The organism is Rhodovulum iodosum, assembly GCF_041020385.1.
In the GTDB taxonomy this organism is placed as follows: Bacteria; Pseudomonadota; Alphaproteobacteria; order Rhodobacterales; family Rhodobacteraceae; genus Rhodovulum; species Rhodovulum iodosum.
Genome location: NZ_JBEHHI010000003.1, coordinates 267,354 through 284,676 on the forward strand (window position 1 = coordinate 267,354; position 17,323 = coordinate 284,676).

Annotated in this window: 12 protein-coding genes; 3 read left to right on the forward strand and 9 right to left on the reverse strand. The window is 63.8% G+C overall.

From position 1 onward, the window contains the following. Positions 1-180: 180 nt before the first annotated feature. Positions 181-825: a YdcF family protein gene (locus Ga0609869_RS15345; protein WP_170168743.1), complete on the reverse strand. Its 645-nt coding sequence runs from the start codon at positions 823-825 to the stop codon at positions 181-183. 520 nt (positions 826-1,345) lie between these two features. Here Ga0609869_RS15345 and Ga0609869_RS15350 point away from each other — a divergent pair. Continuing rightward, positions 1,346-2,761, forward strand: a complete 1,416-nt coding sequence (locus Ga0609869_RS15350) for an oligosaccharide flippase family protein (RefSeq protein WP_125403289.1) — start codon at positions 1,346-1,348, stop codon at positions 2,759-2,761. Between the two features lie 38 nt (positions 2,762-2,799). Next, a complete protein-coding gene (locus Ga0609869_RS15355) occupies positions 2,800-4,503 on the forward strand; it encodes a glycosyl hydrolase (RefSeq protein WP_125403290.1) in 1,704 nt (567 codons plus the stop codon). A gap of 74 nt (positions 4,504-4,577) precedes the next feature. Here Ga0609869_RS15355 and Ga0609869_RS15360 read toward each other — a convergent pair whose 3' ends face one another. The 8 genes from Ga0609869_RS15360 to Ga0609869_RS15395 form a co-directional block, all read right to left on the reverse strand. After that, on the reverse strand, positions 4,578-6,329 hold the full coding sequence (locus tag Ga0609869_RS15360) for a GMC oxidoreductase (protein WP_125403291.1): 1,752 nt from the start codon (positions 6,327-6,329) through the stop codon (positions 4,578-4,580). A gap of 67 nt (positions 6,330-6,396) precedes the next feature. Then, on the reverse strand, positions 6,397-7,191 hold the full coding sequence (locus Ga0609869_RS15365; RefSeq protein ID WP_125403292.1) for a glycosyltransferase family 25 protein: 795 nt from the start codon (positions 7,189-7,191) through the stop codon (positions 6,397-6,399). Positions 7,192-7,252: 61 nt separating this feature from the next. After that, positions 7,253-8,428 (reverse strand): DegT/DnrJ/EryC1/StrS family aminotransferase, encoded by a 1,176-nt coding sequence (locus tag Ga0609869_RS15370; RefSeq protein ID WP_125403293.1) that lies wholly within the window; start codon positions 8,426-8,428, stop codon positions 7,253-7,255. A 316-nt stretch (positions 8,429-8,744) separates the two neighbouring features. Continuing rightward, positions 8,745-10,304, reverse strand: a complete 1,560-nt coding sequence (locus tag Ga0609869_RS15375; protein ID WP_125403294.1) for a glucosamine inositolphosphorylceramide transferase family protein — start codon at positions 10,302-10,304, stop codon at positions 8,745-8,747. 519 nt (positions 10,305-10,823) lie between these two features. Next, on the reverse strand, positions 10,824-11,516 hold the full coding sequence (locus Ga0609869_RS15380) for a 4'-phosphopantetheinyl transferase family protein (RefSeq protein ID WP_125403295.1): 693 nt from the start codon (positions 11,514-11,516) through the stop codon (positions 10,824-10,826). 12 nt (positions 11,517-11,528) lie between these two features. After that, complete coding sequence (locus Ga0609869_RS15385) at positions 11,529-12,710, reverse strand: glycosyltransferase (RefSeq protein WP_125403296.1); 1,182 nt, start codon at positions 12,708-12,710, stop codon at positions 11,529-11,531. Beyond that, a complete protein-coding gene (locus tag Ga0609869_RS15390; RefSeq protein WP_125403297.1) occupies positions 12,703-14,916 on the reverse strand; it encodes a GumC family protein in 2,214 nt (737 codons plus the stop codon). Before Ga0609869_RS15390 ends, Ga0609869_RS15385 begins: the two co-directional genes overlap by 8 nt. 203 nt (positions 14,917-15,119) lie before the next feature. Continuing rightward, on the reverse strand, positions 15,120-16,529 hold the full coding sequence (locus tag Ga0609869_RS15395; protein WP_125403298.1) for a hypothetical protein: 1,410 nt from the start codon (positions 16,527-16,529) through the stop codon (positions 15,120-15,122). 306 nt (positions 16,530-16,835) lie between these two features. On the opposite strand from Ga0609869_RS15395, the gene aroQ reads away from it, so the two are divergent. Continuing rightward, positions 16,836-17,273 carry a type II 3-dehydroquinate dehydratase gene (gene aroQ, locus Ga0609869_RS15400; RefSeq protein WP_125403299.1) on the forward strand — a complete coding sequence of 146 codons (438 nt, stop codon included), beginning with the start codon at positions 16,836-16,838 and terminating at the stop codon, positions 17,271-17,273. Positions 17,274-17,323: the final 50 nt, after the last annotated feature.

Here is a 17,323-nt window from a genome sequence, read left to right on the forward strand (position 1 = left end):
GGAAAGCGGCAACGGGTCCGTTTTTTGCCCGCAAGCCCACCTTGGGCGCCCTCTCCCGGATCGCCCGATGAAAGCCGGGCACAACCATTTGTTGCAATGGGTGCCGTGGCCTTGGTGGAATCGCGGGCGGACCCAATTCAATACCAACGCCGCCCAGGGATTGCACCGCCGATGTGTTAGCTACTCTATCATCCAGAGAAGTTCTTGCTGCGGCCAGCCTGCCGCGCTCAGCGCGGAGTAGGCGACAGCCCGGGCAATGTTTACCGGCCACTTCACGGCCTCGCCCATCAGGTTGTCCCAATCCACCGGTTCGTCCTCGCCATCTGCGGCCACCAGGACAAAGTCGCTCATACCCGCCCAACGGAAACTCGCCCACGCGCGTGGAATGTGAAAACGGTCAGTCACGATGACCAGGTGGCCCGGAACGTTGTCGCCCATCGCCTGGCGCGAAAACAAGGCGTTCTGAAGGGTCGATCCGGATCGGCCCTCGACGAGGATCACCTCCGCAGGCACACCCGCATCGAGCGCGATTTCCTTCATGCCCTCAGCCATGCTATTCTGCCCGCCCCCGCCGCCCGAGAGCACGAGGCGCGGTGTGTCGCCCGCATTGGAGAGCTCGAAGTAGAGATCCACGCCGGCGCGCGTGCGCACCGCCGTCCGGCCGTTCCGCTGGGGCCCCACCGGACCTGACGAGAGCACCACGACCGCCCCCACTGGCCGTTTCACCGGCGCCTGTTTGTAAGTCTCCACATATACTCTTTGAACACCGACCAAGAGCCCGAAGGCAACGATGGCGAAGACAATGAGTTTCCGCACGACACGCATTGGGCTGCCCCCGTCGAGTGATCCATCTCGAGAGTTAACCCAGGACCGCCCGACGTGCCACCGAAGTGTTCTCGGCACCGCGGCCATCACTGACGAGGCCGGGCGTTGCGACGCGGGCCATCATGCGTTCGGGCATTTCTGCGCGCGTGACTGGTGGCGTGAAACCCTTCGCGCCATCCGCGCAACGGCGGCGTCTGCGGCCTGGAACAATCGCCGGTGATCGCCGTTTTCCTGCTTGCCGACACCGCCAATCGCTCCGTGCTGCCAGACCGGTCCGGTCGTAGTTCCGGCCCCTGCCGTGTCGCTGGAAACGCGCGGCGCAGCGAAGGACCGCCTGCCGGGCGCGGCCTTGCGCCGACACCGACGGCCGCGCGTATTCAGACCCGGCGCCGTTCTTGACTGCCATGTGAATTGCGTCTAACCGAAATTTTGAACGTGCTTCGCCGCGAGCTATGTGAGCTTTGTTTTGCTGTGGGGTGGCACTCTGCCCGCCCCCCGCGCGAAGGGACCGTGGACCTCCATGTTGAAAAAGCTTGCCGAGCCTTTCGTCGTTGGTGTGAGCGCACGAATACTCGGGCAGGTGATCTCGTTCATTTCGGTCGCGGTTGCTTCGCGGTATCTCGACCTCGAAGTGTTCGGCACCTATGCGCTGGCCTGGGCCGCCGCGGTGATCGGCAACACCTTCATCTTCACCGGCTTTTATCAGGCACTCTTGCGCAGCAGGCGTTTCGTCGATGACCGCGACACGCTGTTCTGGCTGAACGCAGCCGTCGGTGCACTCTGCATGGTTGTGATCGCGCTGTTCGGCCTCGGCGCCGGAGGGCTGCAAACGGCGCAGGGCTTTGCCCTGATCGCGCTCGCTCCGCTCCCATTTCTCCTCGTGCCGACCGCTTGGTGGGAGGCCCAACTCGTCCGCAAGAAGCGGGTACGCGCGGCCAGCCTCTACGTTCTCGTCGCTGAAGCAAGCGCATTGGCCATGACGATCGTCATGTTGCAGCGCGGCTGGGGAATAGAGGCCCTGATCGCGCCGCGCTATCTCTCTCTTCTGGTCGGGATAATCATAACAGGCGGGCTGGTGAAACGGCTGCCGCGGCTGCGGCTGCGGCGCGCGACGGCCAGTACAGCCTCGACGACGGCCTTTCCGCTATGGGGCACGACCTCCGTCCATCTGTTCACGAATTACGGCACCGATATCATCTTGGGGGCGTTCGCCTCTGCCTCGGTGATCGGGGCATATCGCGGCGGCGCGCGAATCGCGATGACCGCGTCCGATCTCGTCCTGCAGCCTCTTGGCGTACTCAGCTGGTCGAAATTCAGCAGGATCGAGAAGGAGGAGGTGGGCATTCGCCCGCTGCGCGATGCCTGGGTCGCCAACATGTCGATTGCCGCGGCAATCCTTTGGCCGATGAGCACAACCGTGGCGCTCCTGGCACCCGAGCTCGTCTCCACGATCCTCGACGAGACGTGGCTGCCAGCCGCGGGTGTTGTCTCGATCCTCTCGGTGTCGCGCGCAATCTCGTTTCTCAGCGCATTGCTGGAGCCAACGTTGATGACCACCGGACGGGGGCGGCACCAGTTCGCCATCCGGCTCTTGGGTGCGGGGACGCTGCTGCTGCTCTTGCTGATTTTCGCAAGATACGGCGCAGAGGCCGCGGGCTATGCGCATCTCACGAGCTCGGCACTCGTCGCGGTGATCTCGATGACTGTCATGGTGCGGGCTCTCCACATGTCGTTTCGACAGTTGATCGGAACCTTCGTGCCAGGCCTCGGGCTGGCGACCGCCATCGCGGCGGTGATCGTCGGAACGGAAATGTCACCCGATATTCTTGGCAACACCGCCGGTCTTGCCGCACAACTGGCCGCCGCAGCGGTGGTCTGGAGCCTCTTGATGCTGCTTTTTCTGAAACGGCGGGTGTTGGTGCTTCCGACGCCTTAGGGCCGACGCGGCGGAAGATCGATCAAGATACGGTCAGGATGCCCGACGCCGCATCATTTGACTTTGGCAGGCAGCCCAACCTTGATAGGCTGCCCGGCAGGATGGTCTGGATTTACCTTGTTGTTTTATCGATTGCGATGAGTGCCGCCGCTGCGTCGGCGCAGGGCACCGAGCAGCCTTTCCGGCTGGGCGTGCAGACCCATTTCAAACAAGGCTGGGATGTTGGACTGATCGACACCGCCAAGGATCTGGGCGCCTACGCGGTGCGCGACGAAATAGACTGGGATACGGTCGAAACGACACGCGGCGAATTCACGTTCGATGTCGCGGACAAATACATGCTTCCCATCATCGACGCGGGGCTCGTTCCTTTCATTGTCGTCAACGAGTCGAACCCGCTCTACGACGATAAGAACTCGCCCTATACCGATGAAGGAAGAGAGGGCTTTGCCGCCTATATCAGCGCGATCCTGACACGTTACGGGGCCGACGCGGTGGCGATCGAGATCGGCAACGAGGTGAACACCGAAAACTTCACCCGCGGGCCTTTCAGCGAAGACCGCCCCTTCTACTTTGCCAAGCTCGTGGCCGCCGTTGATGAAAGGCTCGCGCGCGATCATCCGGAGGCGCAGTTTTCCTGCTCGGGTGTCAACACGATCTCTCTGGGATTCCTGCGCGCGTTCTTCGAGCATGGCGGGCTTCAATCCTGCGACGCCATTTCGGTTCACCCCTACCGGGACAATCCGGACAGCCTGCCGTGGGAGCTACAGCGGCTGCAGGCGCTTATGCGCGAATTCGGCGGTGAGAAGCCGATCTACGTGACCGAGTTCGGAAACTGGTTCGAGGATCCGACGGATGCGCCGGGCTTCATGGTCAAGATGGTGAGTATCATGGCAGCCGCAGGCGTTGCCGAGGCCCATTGGTACGCGCTGCTGGATGAGCAGTGGTGGCCGAACATGGGGTTGTACGAACAGGGCGGCGACGTCGAGAAGCCCGCAGCGGCGGCCTTCCGTCTACTCCAGGACAAGCTCTTGCCGCTCGGCCGTGCCGCTTCGCGCAGCGACAATTCGGCCGTGCGCCTTTTCGAATTCGGAGAGGGCGGGCGCGGTTTCGTCGCCTGGGCAAGCGATGCTGCGATCGAAGTACAGGGCGACGCCACCTTTCTTGACATGCGGGGCGATGAGATCGCGCCGACAACGCGGCTGTCGGACGTACCGATCGTCATTCTCGGGGACGGTGTTTCGGTCAGCATAGTTGAAACGCCGGTCGTCGCAGACACCAAGTATCAGTTCAACAGCGCCCCCTGGACGTATTTCGCCCGGCGTCCGGTGAGGGGACTGACGCCTCTCGAAACCATCGACTGGAACTGGACCTCCTATGTCGGCGCTACGGACCTCAATCCGCTTCGCATCGGCGACAGGGGGGTCGTGACGGCAAGTTTCAACGACCGGCCATACCATGCCATCGAACGCTTCACGGCCTCCGAACCCGGGACCTACAGGGTTGAAGGCTGGTGGAAGGCATCGAAAGACAGCGAGCCCTCAAGGCTGATCATCCGCCACAACGGCACGATCTTGCGCGAAGTCGACAGGATTACCGACGAGGCGTTCATGCTGGGCGATCTGGAACTCGACCTCGCCGAAGGCGACACGCTGGACTTCGAGCTGGGTCCGGCCGAACCCGGCTGGACGACCTCGGCGCGGCGCAGGATCAGAGTGCTGCACGCGGATGGCGCGCGATAGCCGGCCCCATACTCCTCCGATCGCCAGCGTGCGGAAGCCGCCCTTCGCCGGGCGCTTCCAATGACAAGTGAAAATCACCGCAATTGTCCGGCCAAATGATCGGCTAGGCGATGGGCGAAGGCCACGATCATAAGCGTCGAATTGGCATGACCGCTTGTCGGAAAGACAGACCCGCCGGCAACATAGAGCCCGTCACAGCCGAAGACCCTGCAATTCGCATCGACCACGCCGGTCGTCGGGGTCTCGGACATGCGTGTGGTTCCCGCCGTATGGGCCATGTCGATGATCGCCGCCGCCGCGCCGTCTTTTTGGGTCACCCATGGTTCGGCCACCGGTTTCGGCAAACCCGCCGCACCCAAGGACCGCTGCACGATCTCGGTCAAACGGATCAGCGTGCCGGTCTCCATCTCGCCCACCTTCCAGCGCACAGCCGGCAGTCGCATGCCGAAGCGGTCGGTCCGGTCTGACAGGTAGACGCGGTTGTCGCGGTCGGGCGCCTGTTCACAGATCGCATGGATGGGAAGGCCAACCAGCTTGTGCGGCACGCCGCCGGTCATGTACTCCTCAACCGCCAGAGAGGGCCGGAAACGGATGATCTGATCGATCACAAATCGTGAAACGGGCTTGGGGAAATATTTGCTCTGAAAGGCCAGACGCCCCGCCCCTTTGGCGACAAGGCCCGGAGACTTGACGATCGCCATGACGTCGGAGGCGGGACTGCCGCTCTTGCGTTTCAGCAGCCTCTTGAAGGCGTCCCAGGGGTCGTCGGGGGCACGTTCACCGGGCATGAAGACAGCGCAGTTGAGCAGCTTTTCGGCCTCCTGCACCTGTTGCGTCGGCGCCAGCCCGCGCATGTACATGTTCACGCCGGCTGCGGACTTGACCCCGAAGAAGCCGAACATTTCTGCCATCCGCACCACCGCGTCCGGTTCGAAATGCGCGACGACCGCGCTTGGATGATCCATCAGGTAGCGCCCGACATTGCCATGCCGGTTCCCCACCCCATCGGGATGCGCCTCGGAGCGAGAATTCAGCAAAAGGCGCGCATTCTCGATCGCCGAGGCGGCCAGAACGACGGCCCGCGCCTCGATGATGTGCCGCCGGCCCGACATGTCGCCGGCCGCAACGCCGGTGGCACGACCACCCGAAGGGTCGGTCAGCACCTCCAGCACCGTTGCGCCGGTCAGCACGCGACAGTTTTCCGGAGGGTTGGCCAGAAACTCGGCGCCCACGCGCATGACGTCCATCGGGTCGATCGTCGACCTGGCGAACTGCCAGAAGAAAGACCCCATCACCGCGGGATCTGGGCGCGGTTCCGGCGGACGGCGGTGCATGACCTCCCACAAACCGTCGTCGTAGCAGTTGACCCCAAGGTTCAGCGAAGAGGCCGCCCGATCCAAATGCAACTCGATCTCATCACGACGAACCGGCCAGCCGCTATTTGGCACCCAGGGTCTTGCAGCGAAATCGATGGTGTCAAAAGCCGCCGACTTGCCCGCCCAAGCCGCGGTTGACCCGCCCAATGCGCGGCAGCGAACACCGAATGCCTGGCGGTCATTGCTCCAGAGCCGCGCCTGGGGTGCGTGAAACGTTTCTCGCCGGCGCAACTGCTCTGCCGTCCAGGCGTCAGGATCGCCGATGACCGTGTTCAGCTCTTCGGTCTCCGGCGCTTCCTGCAAGCGACCGCTTTCGAGGACCAACACATCGCGCCGGGTTCCGGCCAGCGCGCGCGCGACGGTCAGCCCGGCCGGCCCGCCACCGACGACAAGCACATCGCAGCGCAGCGTTCCGGCATCAGCCAGTGCCGCAAGCTCTTCGACGTTCATAGCCCAACTCCCGTCAACGGAGGCATACGCCGAATGCGCGCCGGGTCTCCCAAAGCTCCGCCACCGGTCAACTCTCTTGCAAGTCCGCGTCTTGGATCTGTTTGAATACCATCGACGATTTCCGGAATTCCGCATCCGCGTCCAAAAGTCTTCGGTTTTCACGCATTTTCGACAACCTTCTTCGGGCGCGATTGTACAGCCAGGCGCGCTTTTCTCCGCCGCTGAGGCCGCCGGGCTGGTGCATCGGAATCGAGGTTGACGAAAACCGTTCGATAACCGGAAAGGGGAACACCGCATAGATCGGCAGCCCGGTCTTCCAGAAATGGTCCATCTCCAGATCGACCGTCGCCTCGACACTTGTCATGCTGGCCACGAGCCGCCGCGCACCTTCCTTCGAGATCACATAGGCTTGCGCCCCTGCGGGGCTCGATTTGTAGCGTATGATCGACCGATCGTAGAAAAAGCCCAGACGAACCGCGTCTGCGTAATACATCCCGAAAAGACGGATGTAGTGGATCGCCTTCGCCTCGCAAAGATCGACCACAGCGCGTAGCGGGAAAGAAGCGTCGAAAATCACGTCGTCTTCGAAAACGAGGAGATAATCGGTCTGCCCCTGTTCCAGAAATCGCTGGATCACGCTGAAATGGCTGGACCAGACTGCAAGTTCCGGAACCGACAGCGTTCGCCCGAACTTGCGTCGGATATGCGGCTCGTCATAGCTCAGCGCGGGATTGGCGAGACAGGTCTGGGCATCGAAAAACGACCACGGGATCGTCAGCCCGGAAAATTGGCCAAGTATCATCTGCCTTCGTTCGACGGCCTTTTCCAGGCTGATCACGACGATTTCGATGCTGTTCGCCATCGCTGCAACGTCTCGAGTTCAGAATGGCGGCTGGGCGGGCGGCAAAACCGTCCAGCCGGCCTTATGCATTCGCCACGGCCTGTGGCGCGGTCCGGCGATGGGCGGCCTGGCGCAGTACACGCTGCTGTAGCTTCATCACCGGCAGCGGGTATTGCGCCCCCAGCGAGACACGGCATGTCCGTGCGAGGATGTCCAGCGTGCGCTGGTAATCCTTGGTCTCGTAGGTGATTTCACGGTTGGCCCAGTTGTGCGGGTTCATCTTCGGATGAAACGACCTCTTGGTCAGCACGGCTTCCCAATTGGTGAACACATGCCGCTCGGTCTCGAGCAGGCGTTCGGCTCCGCGGGTCTGTCCAAAGGCTTTGGCCTCTTCGGGGTCATCGAAGATCACACTGAGGCTCACCGCGTTTTCCGGATCGTTGTGCGGCGAGAGGCGGCAGTGGGGCAGGTTGGCAAAGGTTTCGGCCACCATCGGGTGACGCGCGCGCAACCGGTTCAACAAAGGTTCGAGTTTTCCGAGCTGCGCATGCAGGACCGCACCGGTCAATTCGGACACGCGAAAATTCATGCCCGAGAACAGCGGCTCGTTGGTTCGCTCATGTCCGCGCATGAAGCTGCCCGGATCGTGGTACATGCGCGCCCGCACGAAGTAGCGTTCGTCACTGGTCAGGACGGCCCCGCCCTCTCCGGACGTGATGTTCTTGAAATGGTTGAAGCTGAACGCGCCCAGATCCCCGATCGCGCCCACGCGCCGCCCCTTGTAGGTTACGCCGACACCCTGGCAGGCATCCTCGATCACGAGCAGATTGTGCCGGCGCGCGATGTCCATGATCGCGTCCATGTCGCAGACCAGATTCAGCATGTGAACCGGGATGATCGCCTTGGTATAAGGCGTGATCTTCCGTTCGATGTCTGCGGGGTCGATCGTGAGGCTTTCGTCGATATTGACCAGGACCGGAACGGCGCCCACGGCCAGAGGGGCCAGCGCGGTCGCCACCCAGGTATAGGCCGGGACGAGAACCTCGTCGCCCGGCCCCACCCCCGCGGCGGCCAAAGCTGTGACAAGCGCGTTGGTGCCGCTGTTGACGGTCAGAACGTGCTCAGCGCCCGTCAGGCGCGACAGCCCGTCTTCGAAACGCCTCGTGTAGCCGGGCGCGTTCCCCGCATAGCGAAGCAACTGGCCGTTGGCCACTGTACGTCCGAGGGCAAAAAACTCACTAAAACCGACTCGCGGCATGCTGTCTCCAATGTATGTCGTGAAAACCCGTGTCGCTTGCCCCCCGAATCGCTGGGGTATTCATAATCCTACCACTGAAGCATAAGTTTGGCCCCTGCCACGGAATTCCGCCACACTTCACCTGCTTGAAGGCCCCGGAATCTCTGCATCGGCCGCGTTCGCCGGCGCCCCGACACGCCAGCCGCTGACGTGACCCTCCCGAAAACCCCGCCGAAGGCGTAGCGCGGGCGTCGGTCTCGCCGCTCGTCGGCCTTCCCATCCATCCGAGGGCGCGCAACGACCGTTGTCGCGCGCGAAATGCCTGCCCGCGCAAATTTCACTCTCCACTCCAGTCGAACACGTACTGGCCCCCGGCGGCACTGAAATGGTGCAAGGCAATGCTGCCCGGTTTGTCTGCCGGGGTGAACTGCCTGAAGATCCGCTCTTCGTAGCCGGAATGGTCCAACCGCAGGATCTCCATGAGATTCAAGCCGTAGCCATAGACGCCAAAGCTGTTGTTCTGCGATGGCCGGAACAATCGCCCTTGATGGCGAATGATGGCGCCGGCGTTGCGCGCCCTGTCCGCACCGAAGACCACCGGGTTGTCCTTATGCGGCGCAATCGATTTCAGGTCGGGGCCGTCCACGGCGAAAAGGTACAATTCGCTCGAATGATCCTGAAACGCGTAGTGCTCCGAGAGGTTCGTCAGCAACCACCACTGCCCGTCATCGGCACGAAACATGCTGGAATCAGCCAGGTACTGGCCTTCGAACGCCGTGGCATGCAACGTCCATTTGCTTGGAAAACCTGTCGCTCGCCAGACCTCAAGACGACGCGATTCCTGGGTTTCAGGGATCATGTAAATCTCATCCCCGGTACTGAACACACATGGGAAAGACAAATGATAGGGGCATTTCAAGGCCACCTCGGACGGCCCCGCCTCGGCCCCTGAAAGTCGCGCGGCCTCTATCCAGCCTTGTCCTCCGTCGGCATTGGTGGCCTCGTAGAAAACCCACACGTCATCCTTGTGCTCGAACAGAAACGGATCGGCCATCAGATGCCGTCTTGCGGGCAGGTCTTCCGCGTTCGCCGGCTCGAAATCGAAGATATCGCCCTCACCGCGCGCGATGCGCCAGAATTGCCGCGCGCGGTTTCGGCGTTGGCGCAGGCTCTCCGACAGTTTGCGAACGGATTTCCGAAAGAAATCGGCCATATACGCGATTGTCGCGCTCATCCCCGGCGGCTCTGGCGCGGGCATCGGCGCTGTGGCTTCCGGTGCAACGGCACGACCTTCGGCAAGCAAGCGGATTTCGTGCATCAGGAAAAGTACTGTCTTTTCAGCCACGAACGCCCCGTTCAGCACGGCGCCGGGCTTTGGGCTGTACCCCGTCTTGCGGCGCACAACTGGCAGCGGCTGCTTCGCGGTTCTGGCCGTGATCTCCACTTCGGTGCGCGGCTGCGCTCGCACCTCCGGCGCCGCGGCGAACGAGGTCGGGTCTGACGCCCCGGCATAGGACACCGCCCATTCCCCGTACCGGGCGCGGTCGAGCCCTGCCCGAGGCAGGCGACCGGCCCCCAACGCGACCGCAAGATCACATTGCCAATCGCCATGCTCCGGCTGAAATCGCGGCAAGCCCTCCAGCAACCGCCGCGCCGGTTCCGTGTCGTAGGGAAGTATACGGCTGCGAACCAGCAGGCGTTCAAACGACAAGACCGCACGCAGCGCCAGTGGAATTCCGGGCGTCTCTTGCGGACCGGCGCCGGCAACCCGACCCGCCAGTTCGATCCTGGGATCTGCGCCAAGTCGATCGATCAAAAGCGCCTGGCTGTCAGACAGGTCGTCACCGTCGCAGGTAACCAGTACGAGACGCAACGGTCCTTGTGTGTGCTCGTTCATATCGTCAAACGGGCAAAGCCCACCTCTTGGGATCGGTACGTCGAACGGCGGTGCACCGCTCAATTCCGGGCCTCATCTGCATGGGCTGGTCCCAGCCATCGACGGCAAGATCCAAAGCGTCACGCTGAAAAAGCCCGGTCCGGTCAACAAAGCCATCCCTCGCAACCATTTCCCGCCGCCGCGGCATGAAAAGCGACGACTCGGGTCGAGTGTCTTGCGCCGACAACCCCGAAAGAGCAGACACCGAAACCCATTCCGACAAGACCTTCAGCACCCGGCAAGACTTCATGAAATGAGGCTAGCATCAACATCCATGTGCCAGCGAGTCAATTGAGGACAAATGAAAAAGCGGCTGCTGGAGGCTGAGGTCCGCCCTATCAGTTGCATGGAAAGGTCGGCGCCAACGGCAGCGCGGGCGGTGTGGGTCGCAACGCGGATCTCCAGCCCGCAACGGGGCATGCACGGGTATTTTCGCGCTTGGGTGGCTTCAAGTGGTGAACACCGGATCGCATCCCAGATCTACCCCAAGGGCGCCACCGGCCGCCGGCCTTCGCACCAGCGGAGCCGCACCGGGCGGCGGTGGTTTTCCACCGCCACCGCACCGAAAAGCCCAGGCCCCAGCGTCAGCGGCAAGAGCGCCCAGTCCTCGGCCGCGCCGCCGTCTATCCGCCTGACCGCCGCGGTCTCACCCAGGGTCACGTCGAAGCTGTCGAGCGGCATCGACAGCCCCGGCCCGCAGGCCTTGACCACAGCCTCTTTTCGGGTCCAGCAGCGAAAAAAGCCCGTCGCCCAGTCGCCCGGCGCAAAGCGGGAAAGTTCGGCCCTTTCGTCGGGCGAGAAAAAGCGGTCGGCAACGGCGGGATCGACCTGTCGGACGGCCTCGATATCGATGCCCAGCGCCACCTGCGCCTGCGTCACCGCAAGCGCGGCCCACCCCCCGGCATGGCTGAGGTTGAAGGCCGGCCCGGCCTCAAGCCCCGGCTTGCCCTGGGGATTGTAATGAAACCTCAGCGCCTCGGGCGCCCCGCCCACATAGCCCGCCAGGATCTCGCGCATGCGCCCGCGCGCGGCGCTGAAACGCGATCCGTGGCGCGGATGGACGAAACGGGCCGCGCGGGCCTGTTCCTCGGGCGCCAGACGCTTGGCCAGCCGGGCCGCCAGATCGGGCGGCGGGTCGAGCGCCCAGAGCCAGAGGTCGATTTCGACGGGCATTTGGCCCCGGCCTCAGCCGGTCTTGCGGCCTGGAGCGGCCTCCACCGCCCCCGGGGCCACGCCCTGCCCCGCCAGAAGCCGCAGGATGCCGGCGCGGAACGCCCCCTCATCGAACCGCGCGGCATGGGCGACCAGCGGCTCCGGCGGCAGACGGTCGAGCCCGGCGGCCTCGAACCGCGCGACCGCGTCGGTCAGCCCCTCGACGCTTTGTTCGCGGAACAAGAGCCCGGTCTCGCCGTCGCGCACGGTATCAAGCGCACCGCCCCGGCCATAGGCGATCACCGGCCGGCCCGAGGCCATGACCTCGACCGGAACGATGCCGAAATCCTCTTCGCCCGGGAAGATCAGCGCCTTGCAGCGCGCCATGTGATCCTTGAGCGTGGGAAACGGCACCTGGCCGAGGAAACGCACGTTGTCGCCCGCCTGCGCAGCCAGCGCCTTACGTGTCTTGTCCGGCCCGCCGATCACGACCAGTGGCTTGCCCATCCGGGTGAACGCCTCGACCGCCAGATCGGGCCGCTTGTAGGGCGCCAGTTCGCCGGCCCAGAGGTAGAAGTCGCCCACCTCGCCCGCGGCCACCGGGGCGAAATCGGCCACCGCCACGGGCGGGTGCACCACCTCGGCCTCGCGGCGCCAGTATTTGCGGATGCGCGCGGCCACATGGCCGGAATTCGCGGCAAAGGCATCGACCCGTGCCGCCGAGGTCACGTCCCATTGCCGCAGCTCATGGGCGAGATAGGGCATCAGGGCACGTGTCAGCGCGCCCGCGCCGTCGCGGTAGACATGGTACTGGTCCCACAGATAGCGCATCGGCGAATGGCAATAGCACAGGTGCGGCGCGTCGGGGGGCGCGATCACACCCTTGGCCGGCCCGGCCTCGCTGGAGATCACCAGGTCGAACCCGGTCAGGTCGATCTCCTCCAGCGCGCGGGGCATCAGCGGCAGGTATTTCTGGTAGAGTCGCGGCGCGAATGGCAGCCGGGCGATGCGGGTGGTGTGCACCTTGTGGGCGTTCAGCGCCGGGCTGATCCTGTCGGGCACATAGACATGGGTGAAAAGCTCGGCCTCGGGAAACATCCGGCAGAGCGCCTCGAGGACCTTCTCGCCGCCGCGCATACCCACCAGCCAGTAATGCACGATCGCCACCCGCGGACCCTTGCGCCGGGTCACGACAGCCGGCGCGGGCTCAGACATTATAGACGTATTCCTTGGCGTAGGCGGCGGCGCTCTCCTTGGGGTCGATCATGGTCATTACCACGCCATCCACCTTGATCCCCATTTCGGAAAGGGCCGAAAGGCCCCGCTCGACATCCCCGCGGCGCGTCGAATCCCAGCGCACCAGATAAACGGTCGTGTCCACCGCCTGCGCAAGCACCAGCGCATCGCTGACAGCCAAAAGGGCCGGCGCATCGACGAGCACAACGTCATAAGCCTTCTTGAGCTGCTTGATCGTCAGCTGCAGCCATTCGGCCGAAAGCTGGTCTGCCGCCAGCGGGTTCGCCGACGAGGCGGCCAGCACATCGAAACCGATTTCGGGATCGGAATGAATCGCCTCGGACAACGAGCACCGGTCGGCCATGAAATCGGTCAGGTCGTGTTTGAAGGTCCAGCCGAACGCCTGCTGCATGGCCGAGCGGCGCAGGTCGCAATCGACGACGATCACCGACTTGCCGGCCATCACCGACATCTGCGCCAGCGCCACCGTGGTGGTCGTCTTGCCCTCGCCCGGCACCGAAGAGATCACCAGGATGCTTGGCCTCTGGACACACTTGCCCCGCATAAGAAGCGCTGTGCGCAAATGTCGGATACGTTCGGCGAAGATGCCGTAGGGCGCCTTGAGCAGGTGTTTGTATGCCGACAGGGGCGTGCGCAAGTTGCCCCGCGGGATCGAGGCCAGCACCGGCAGCCCGGTCTCGCGCTCCAACTGCCCCACCGAGCGGAAGGTGATCGACGTGAGTTCGAGGAACAACACCAGCCCGATACCCAGGCCCAGCCCGGCCACGCCGCCCATCGCGGTCATCAGCTTCGGCCGCGGCGCCGAGGGCGAACCCGGGATCTTGGCGCGCTCGATCAGCTTGGCATCGGGGGTTTGCAACTGTTCCTGGGTGCGCGTCTCGGTCAGGCGCGAGAGAAACTGTTCGTAGGTCTGCCGCGATGCCGCGGCACGGCGTTCCAGCTGGTTCAGGCCGATGGAGTTGCGCGAAAACTCGATCACCCGCCCTTCGAGCGTGTCGAGGCTTTCCTTCATCGTGTTCTCGCGGATGCGGGCGATTTCCAGCTCGCTGCGGCGCTGATCGACGATCTTGCGCACTTCCCGCTCGATATCCGCGTCGACGCGTTCCAGTTCGTTGGCCAGCCGTTCGCGCTCGGGGTGGTTGACGCCGTATCGGTCGGCCCAGAGGGCATCGCGCCGCATCAGGCCCAGCCGCTCTTCGTTCAGCGTCTCCAGGACGGGCGAGGTCACGATGTTGCCCACCGCGGTGATGCCATCATCGGCGATGGTGCTGGTAATCTGGGAATACCGCGCCTCGGCGGCCACACGGTCGGCCCGGGCGAGCATGAGCTGGTTGTTGATCTCGGCCAGTTGCAGCGACGCGGTGTCGAGGCTTCCGCCCTCCATCATCAGGCTGTTGGCGCGGTACTCGGCGACGGCGGCCTCGTCCACCTCGACCTCGTCGCGCAACTCTTCGACCCGCTGTTCGATCCAGGCGGTGGCCTGCTCGGCGGTATTGCGTCGCCCGTCGAGCTGCTGGGCGATGTACTCGTCCACCAGTTTATTGGCCAGCTGCATCGCCAGCAGCGGGCTTTCGTTTTCCACGCGGATGCCGATGACGTAGGATTCGCCTTCTCGATAGACCGCCAGGTTGCGCCTTACGGCCCAGATCAGCCGTTCCATCCGCGCCTCTTCGGGGGTCATCAGGGCCGGACCCTCGGGCGCGGGCTCAGGCCGGAAATCGGCCACCAGCGCCTTGATCTGCTCCTTGGCCCTGTCAGCCAGCGAGGGCGGCGCGTTGGCCGGGTCCATCGCCTCCAGCCGCTCGAAGCCGATCTCGCGGATAACCCGCTCGACCAGCACATTCGACTTCAGGACGGACACCTCGCTGTTGACCACCTGTTCGCTGAGATCGAGTTCGGCCACCACCGCGTCATCCGCAATCACGCGCGACTTGCGCGGGTCGAGCATGATCTTGGCGACCGAGGTGTAGACAGGCGGCACCTGGCTGACCATCACAGCGGACAGCACCGTTCCAATCACCATGCAAGCGATCATGATCCACTTGCGGCGCCACAACATGCGGAACAACTCGCGCAAATCGACAGCGTCCGAATCTGACGGATTCGAACCACCGCCGCGCCCGAAGCGCATCCCTAGATTATGTGTCGGATGAATGCTGTTCATCTTTCAAAGACCTCGAGACTCGGCGTTGTTCCCCCGGGGCATACGAGGCCACCATCCCGGACGATGGAAAAACGCACCGCACTCGCGCCGGGCAGAAATACAATTACAAATTCCATGCGCTCGTGGAAGTTTTGCCCAAATATCGCCGTTTTTATACCTCCTCGCTACCACAATTGCCGATCAAGCGCGTCATTTCTCCACGATCAAGTAACAATCGCCTCAGTCCGCGTCCGGGCGAGGGCTTGCGATTCGAGCATTCCGCCCCGCGACAGCCCGGCCAGCAACCCGGCGATGGCGAAGAAGAAAAGCCCCAGGTCAGGCGTCGACCCCGTCAGCAGCGCCGATAAGAACAACGCCAGGGCCCCCGCCTTGAGCGAGCGAATCACCACGTCGCGCTCGGCAAGGCCGGTGCGCGCCGGCGCGCTGGCGAGTTTTCCCAGGAAAGCCAGGTACAGCGTCGTGCCGATTAAACCGAAACTGCCGAGACAGGCCAGCAACCAATTCGAGGCGCGCATACTGCCCAGCCCGGCGCCCATAAGCGAGGTTTCGACAAAGTTCCGGAATGCCTGATCGTTCCAACTCATTCGCTCGATCCCGGAGTCGCTTTCGAGCTTTGTAAAGAGGACCCCGTCGAGGTAATCCGTCACTGGATTAACCAGTTCATAGGCGCCGAAAAGCGTCAGCGTACCCAGCCAGACCACCACCAGCGCCACCGACGCCAGACCCGCCGAGCGGCGTGGAATCGCGCGCAGCCCGCTGCGCATCGCCGAAAGGCCCAAAAAAGTGATGCCGAAGGCCGCAGCCGCCACGTAGGCCGAGGACGAGGTCGAGCGCAGTAGCGCCAACGTGCTGAAGGCAAAGCACCACCCCGCCAGGCGCGAGCGTCGCAAGACCAAATACTGCAGCCAGAACGCAAACAGCCCAAGCGTGTAGCCGCCGTAGGCCGAGGCCTCTGGGAAACCGCCGACCATTCGCTTGATCCCGGCCATTCGGCTTTCGGAGAGGATGGAATAATTGGCCGTCCGGATCGGGTCGAGCAGCACCTCCAGCCCTGCCGCTGCACTCAACACATCGGCCCAGCCCAACGCCACGTGAACGCCTGTTGCCAGCGTCACGGCCGCCAACACCGGGCCCGGATCCGGCCGGCGCACCGTGATGGTGACCAGCGCAAAAAAGGTGAAGGCGCCCAACATCATGCGAAACAGCTGGGTAAGATTGCCGTTGGTCGGCCTCAGCGGCAAAGAGATTATCCCGCGGTCGCCCCGAGAAAGGCTGAACACATCGGTCTGCCCCTGGAAGAGCCGCGGAAAGGCCAGCGCCGCCACCACCGAGAAAAGCGCGAGAAACAAGAGATAAAAGCCCGGCTGACCGGGCCGCATCGTGCCCGCCATCCGAGAAAGACCCCCCGGTGCCAGCAACACGAGCGTAAACAAGGTCAATGCCGCGATGTCGGTGACAAGAATCGAGGCCCCGCCCAATGCGGGCAGATTGAACGCCGCCGCCGCACCCAACGGTGTAAGTGCCAGCAAGACCGCCCGCCCCCGCGCCGTTCCTCGCGCGACGAGCATCACCATCGCCAGAAGCGCCAGGATTGTACTCGGAACGATCTCCATATGCCGGTTCAGCCGCCTGGGTTAGGGTCACCCCGACGCGGGGCCGGACCACAATACCGGCAGCTTGTGGCGAGTCGAGGCCCGATCTCCGACGGTTTCGTGACAGCGCCATATCGACGGGCCCTTCCGCCCTTTGCGTGCGTCACTACCGAGAAACGGGTCCAGGGCGGGCGCTTGCGGCTTCTCAGCCTGCTCTTCTCGCGCGGCCAGGCGGCAATCTGCCCCGGCTCACTTGAGGCAACGGGGCTTTGTTGATAGCGCTTTCTGCACCCCGGCGCGCGGCGCCCCGTCGAAAGGCCCACCCCCGTGACCAAGACAGTTTTCATCCTCAACGGTCCCAACCTCAACCTGCTGGGCCAGCGCCAGCCCGAGATCTACGGCCGCGAAACGCTGGCCGATATCGAAACCGCCTGCGCCGAGGTGGCCGCCGATCTCGGCCTGGCGACGCGGTTTTTCCAGTCGAACCTGGAGGGCGAGATCGTCGAGCAGGTGCACGCCGCCCGCGCCGAGGCCGCGGGCATCGTCATCAACCCGGCCGCCTACACGCATACCTCGGTGGCGATCCTCGACGCGCTCAAGGCGTTTGACGGGCCGGTGATCGAGGTGCACCTATCGAACGTGCACAAGCGCGAGGCGTTCCGCCATCACTCTTACGTCTCGCTGCGCGCCGACGGTGTCATCGCCGGCTGCGGCAGCCAGGGTTACCTGCTGGCATTGCAACGGCTGTCCGCGCTGCTGAGCTGAGCGCGGACGAGCCGACAGGCCGGGCGACGCGGCGGCCCGCACCCGGGGAG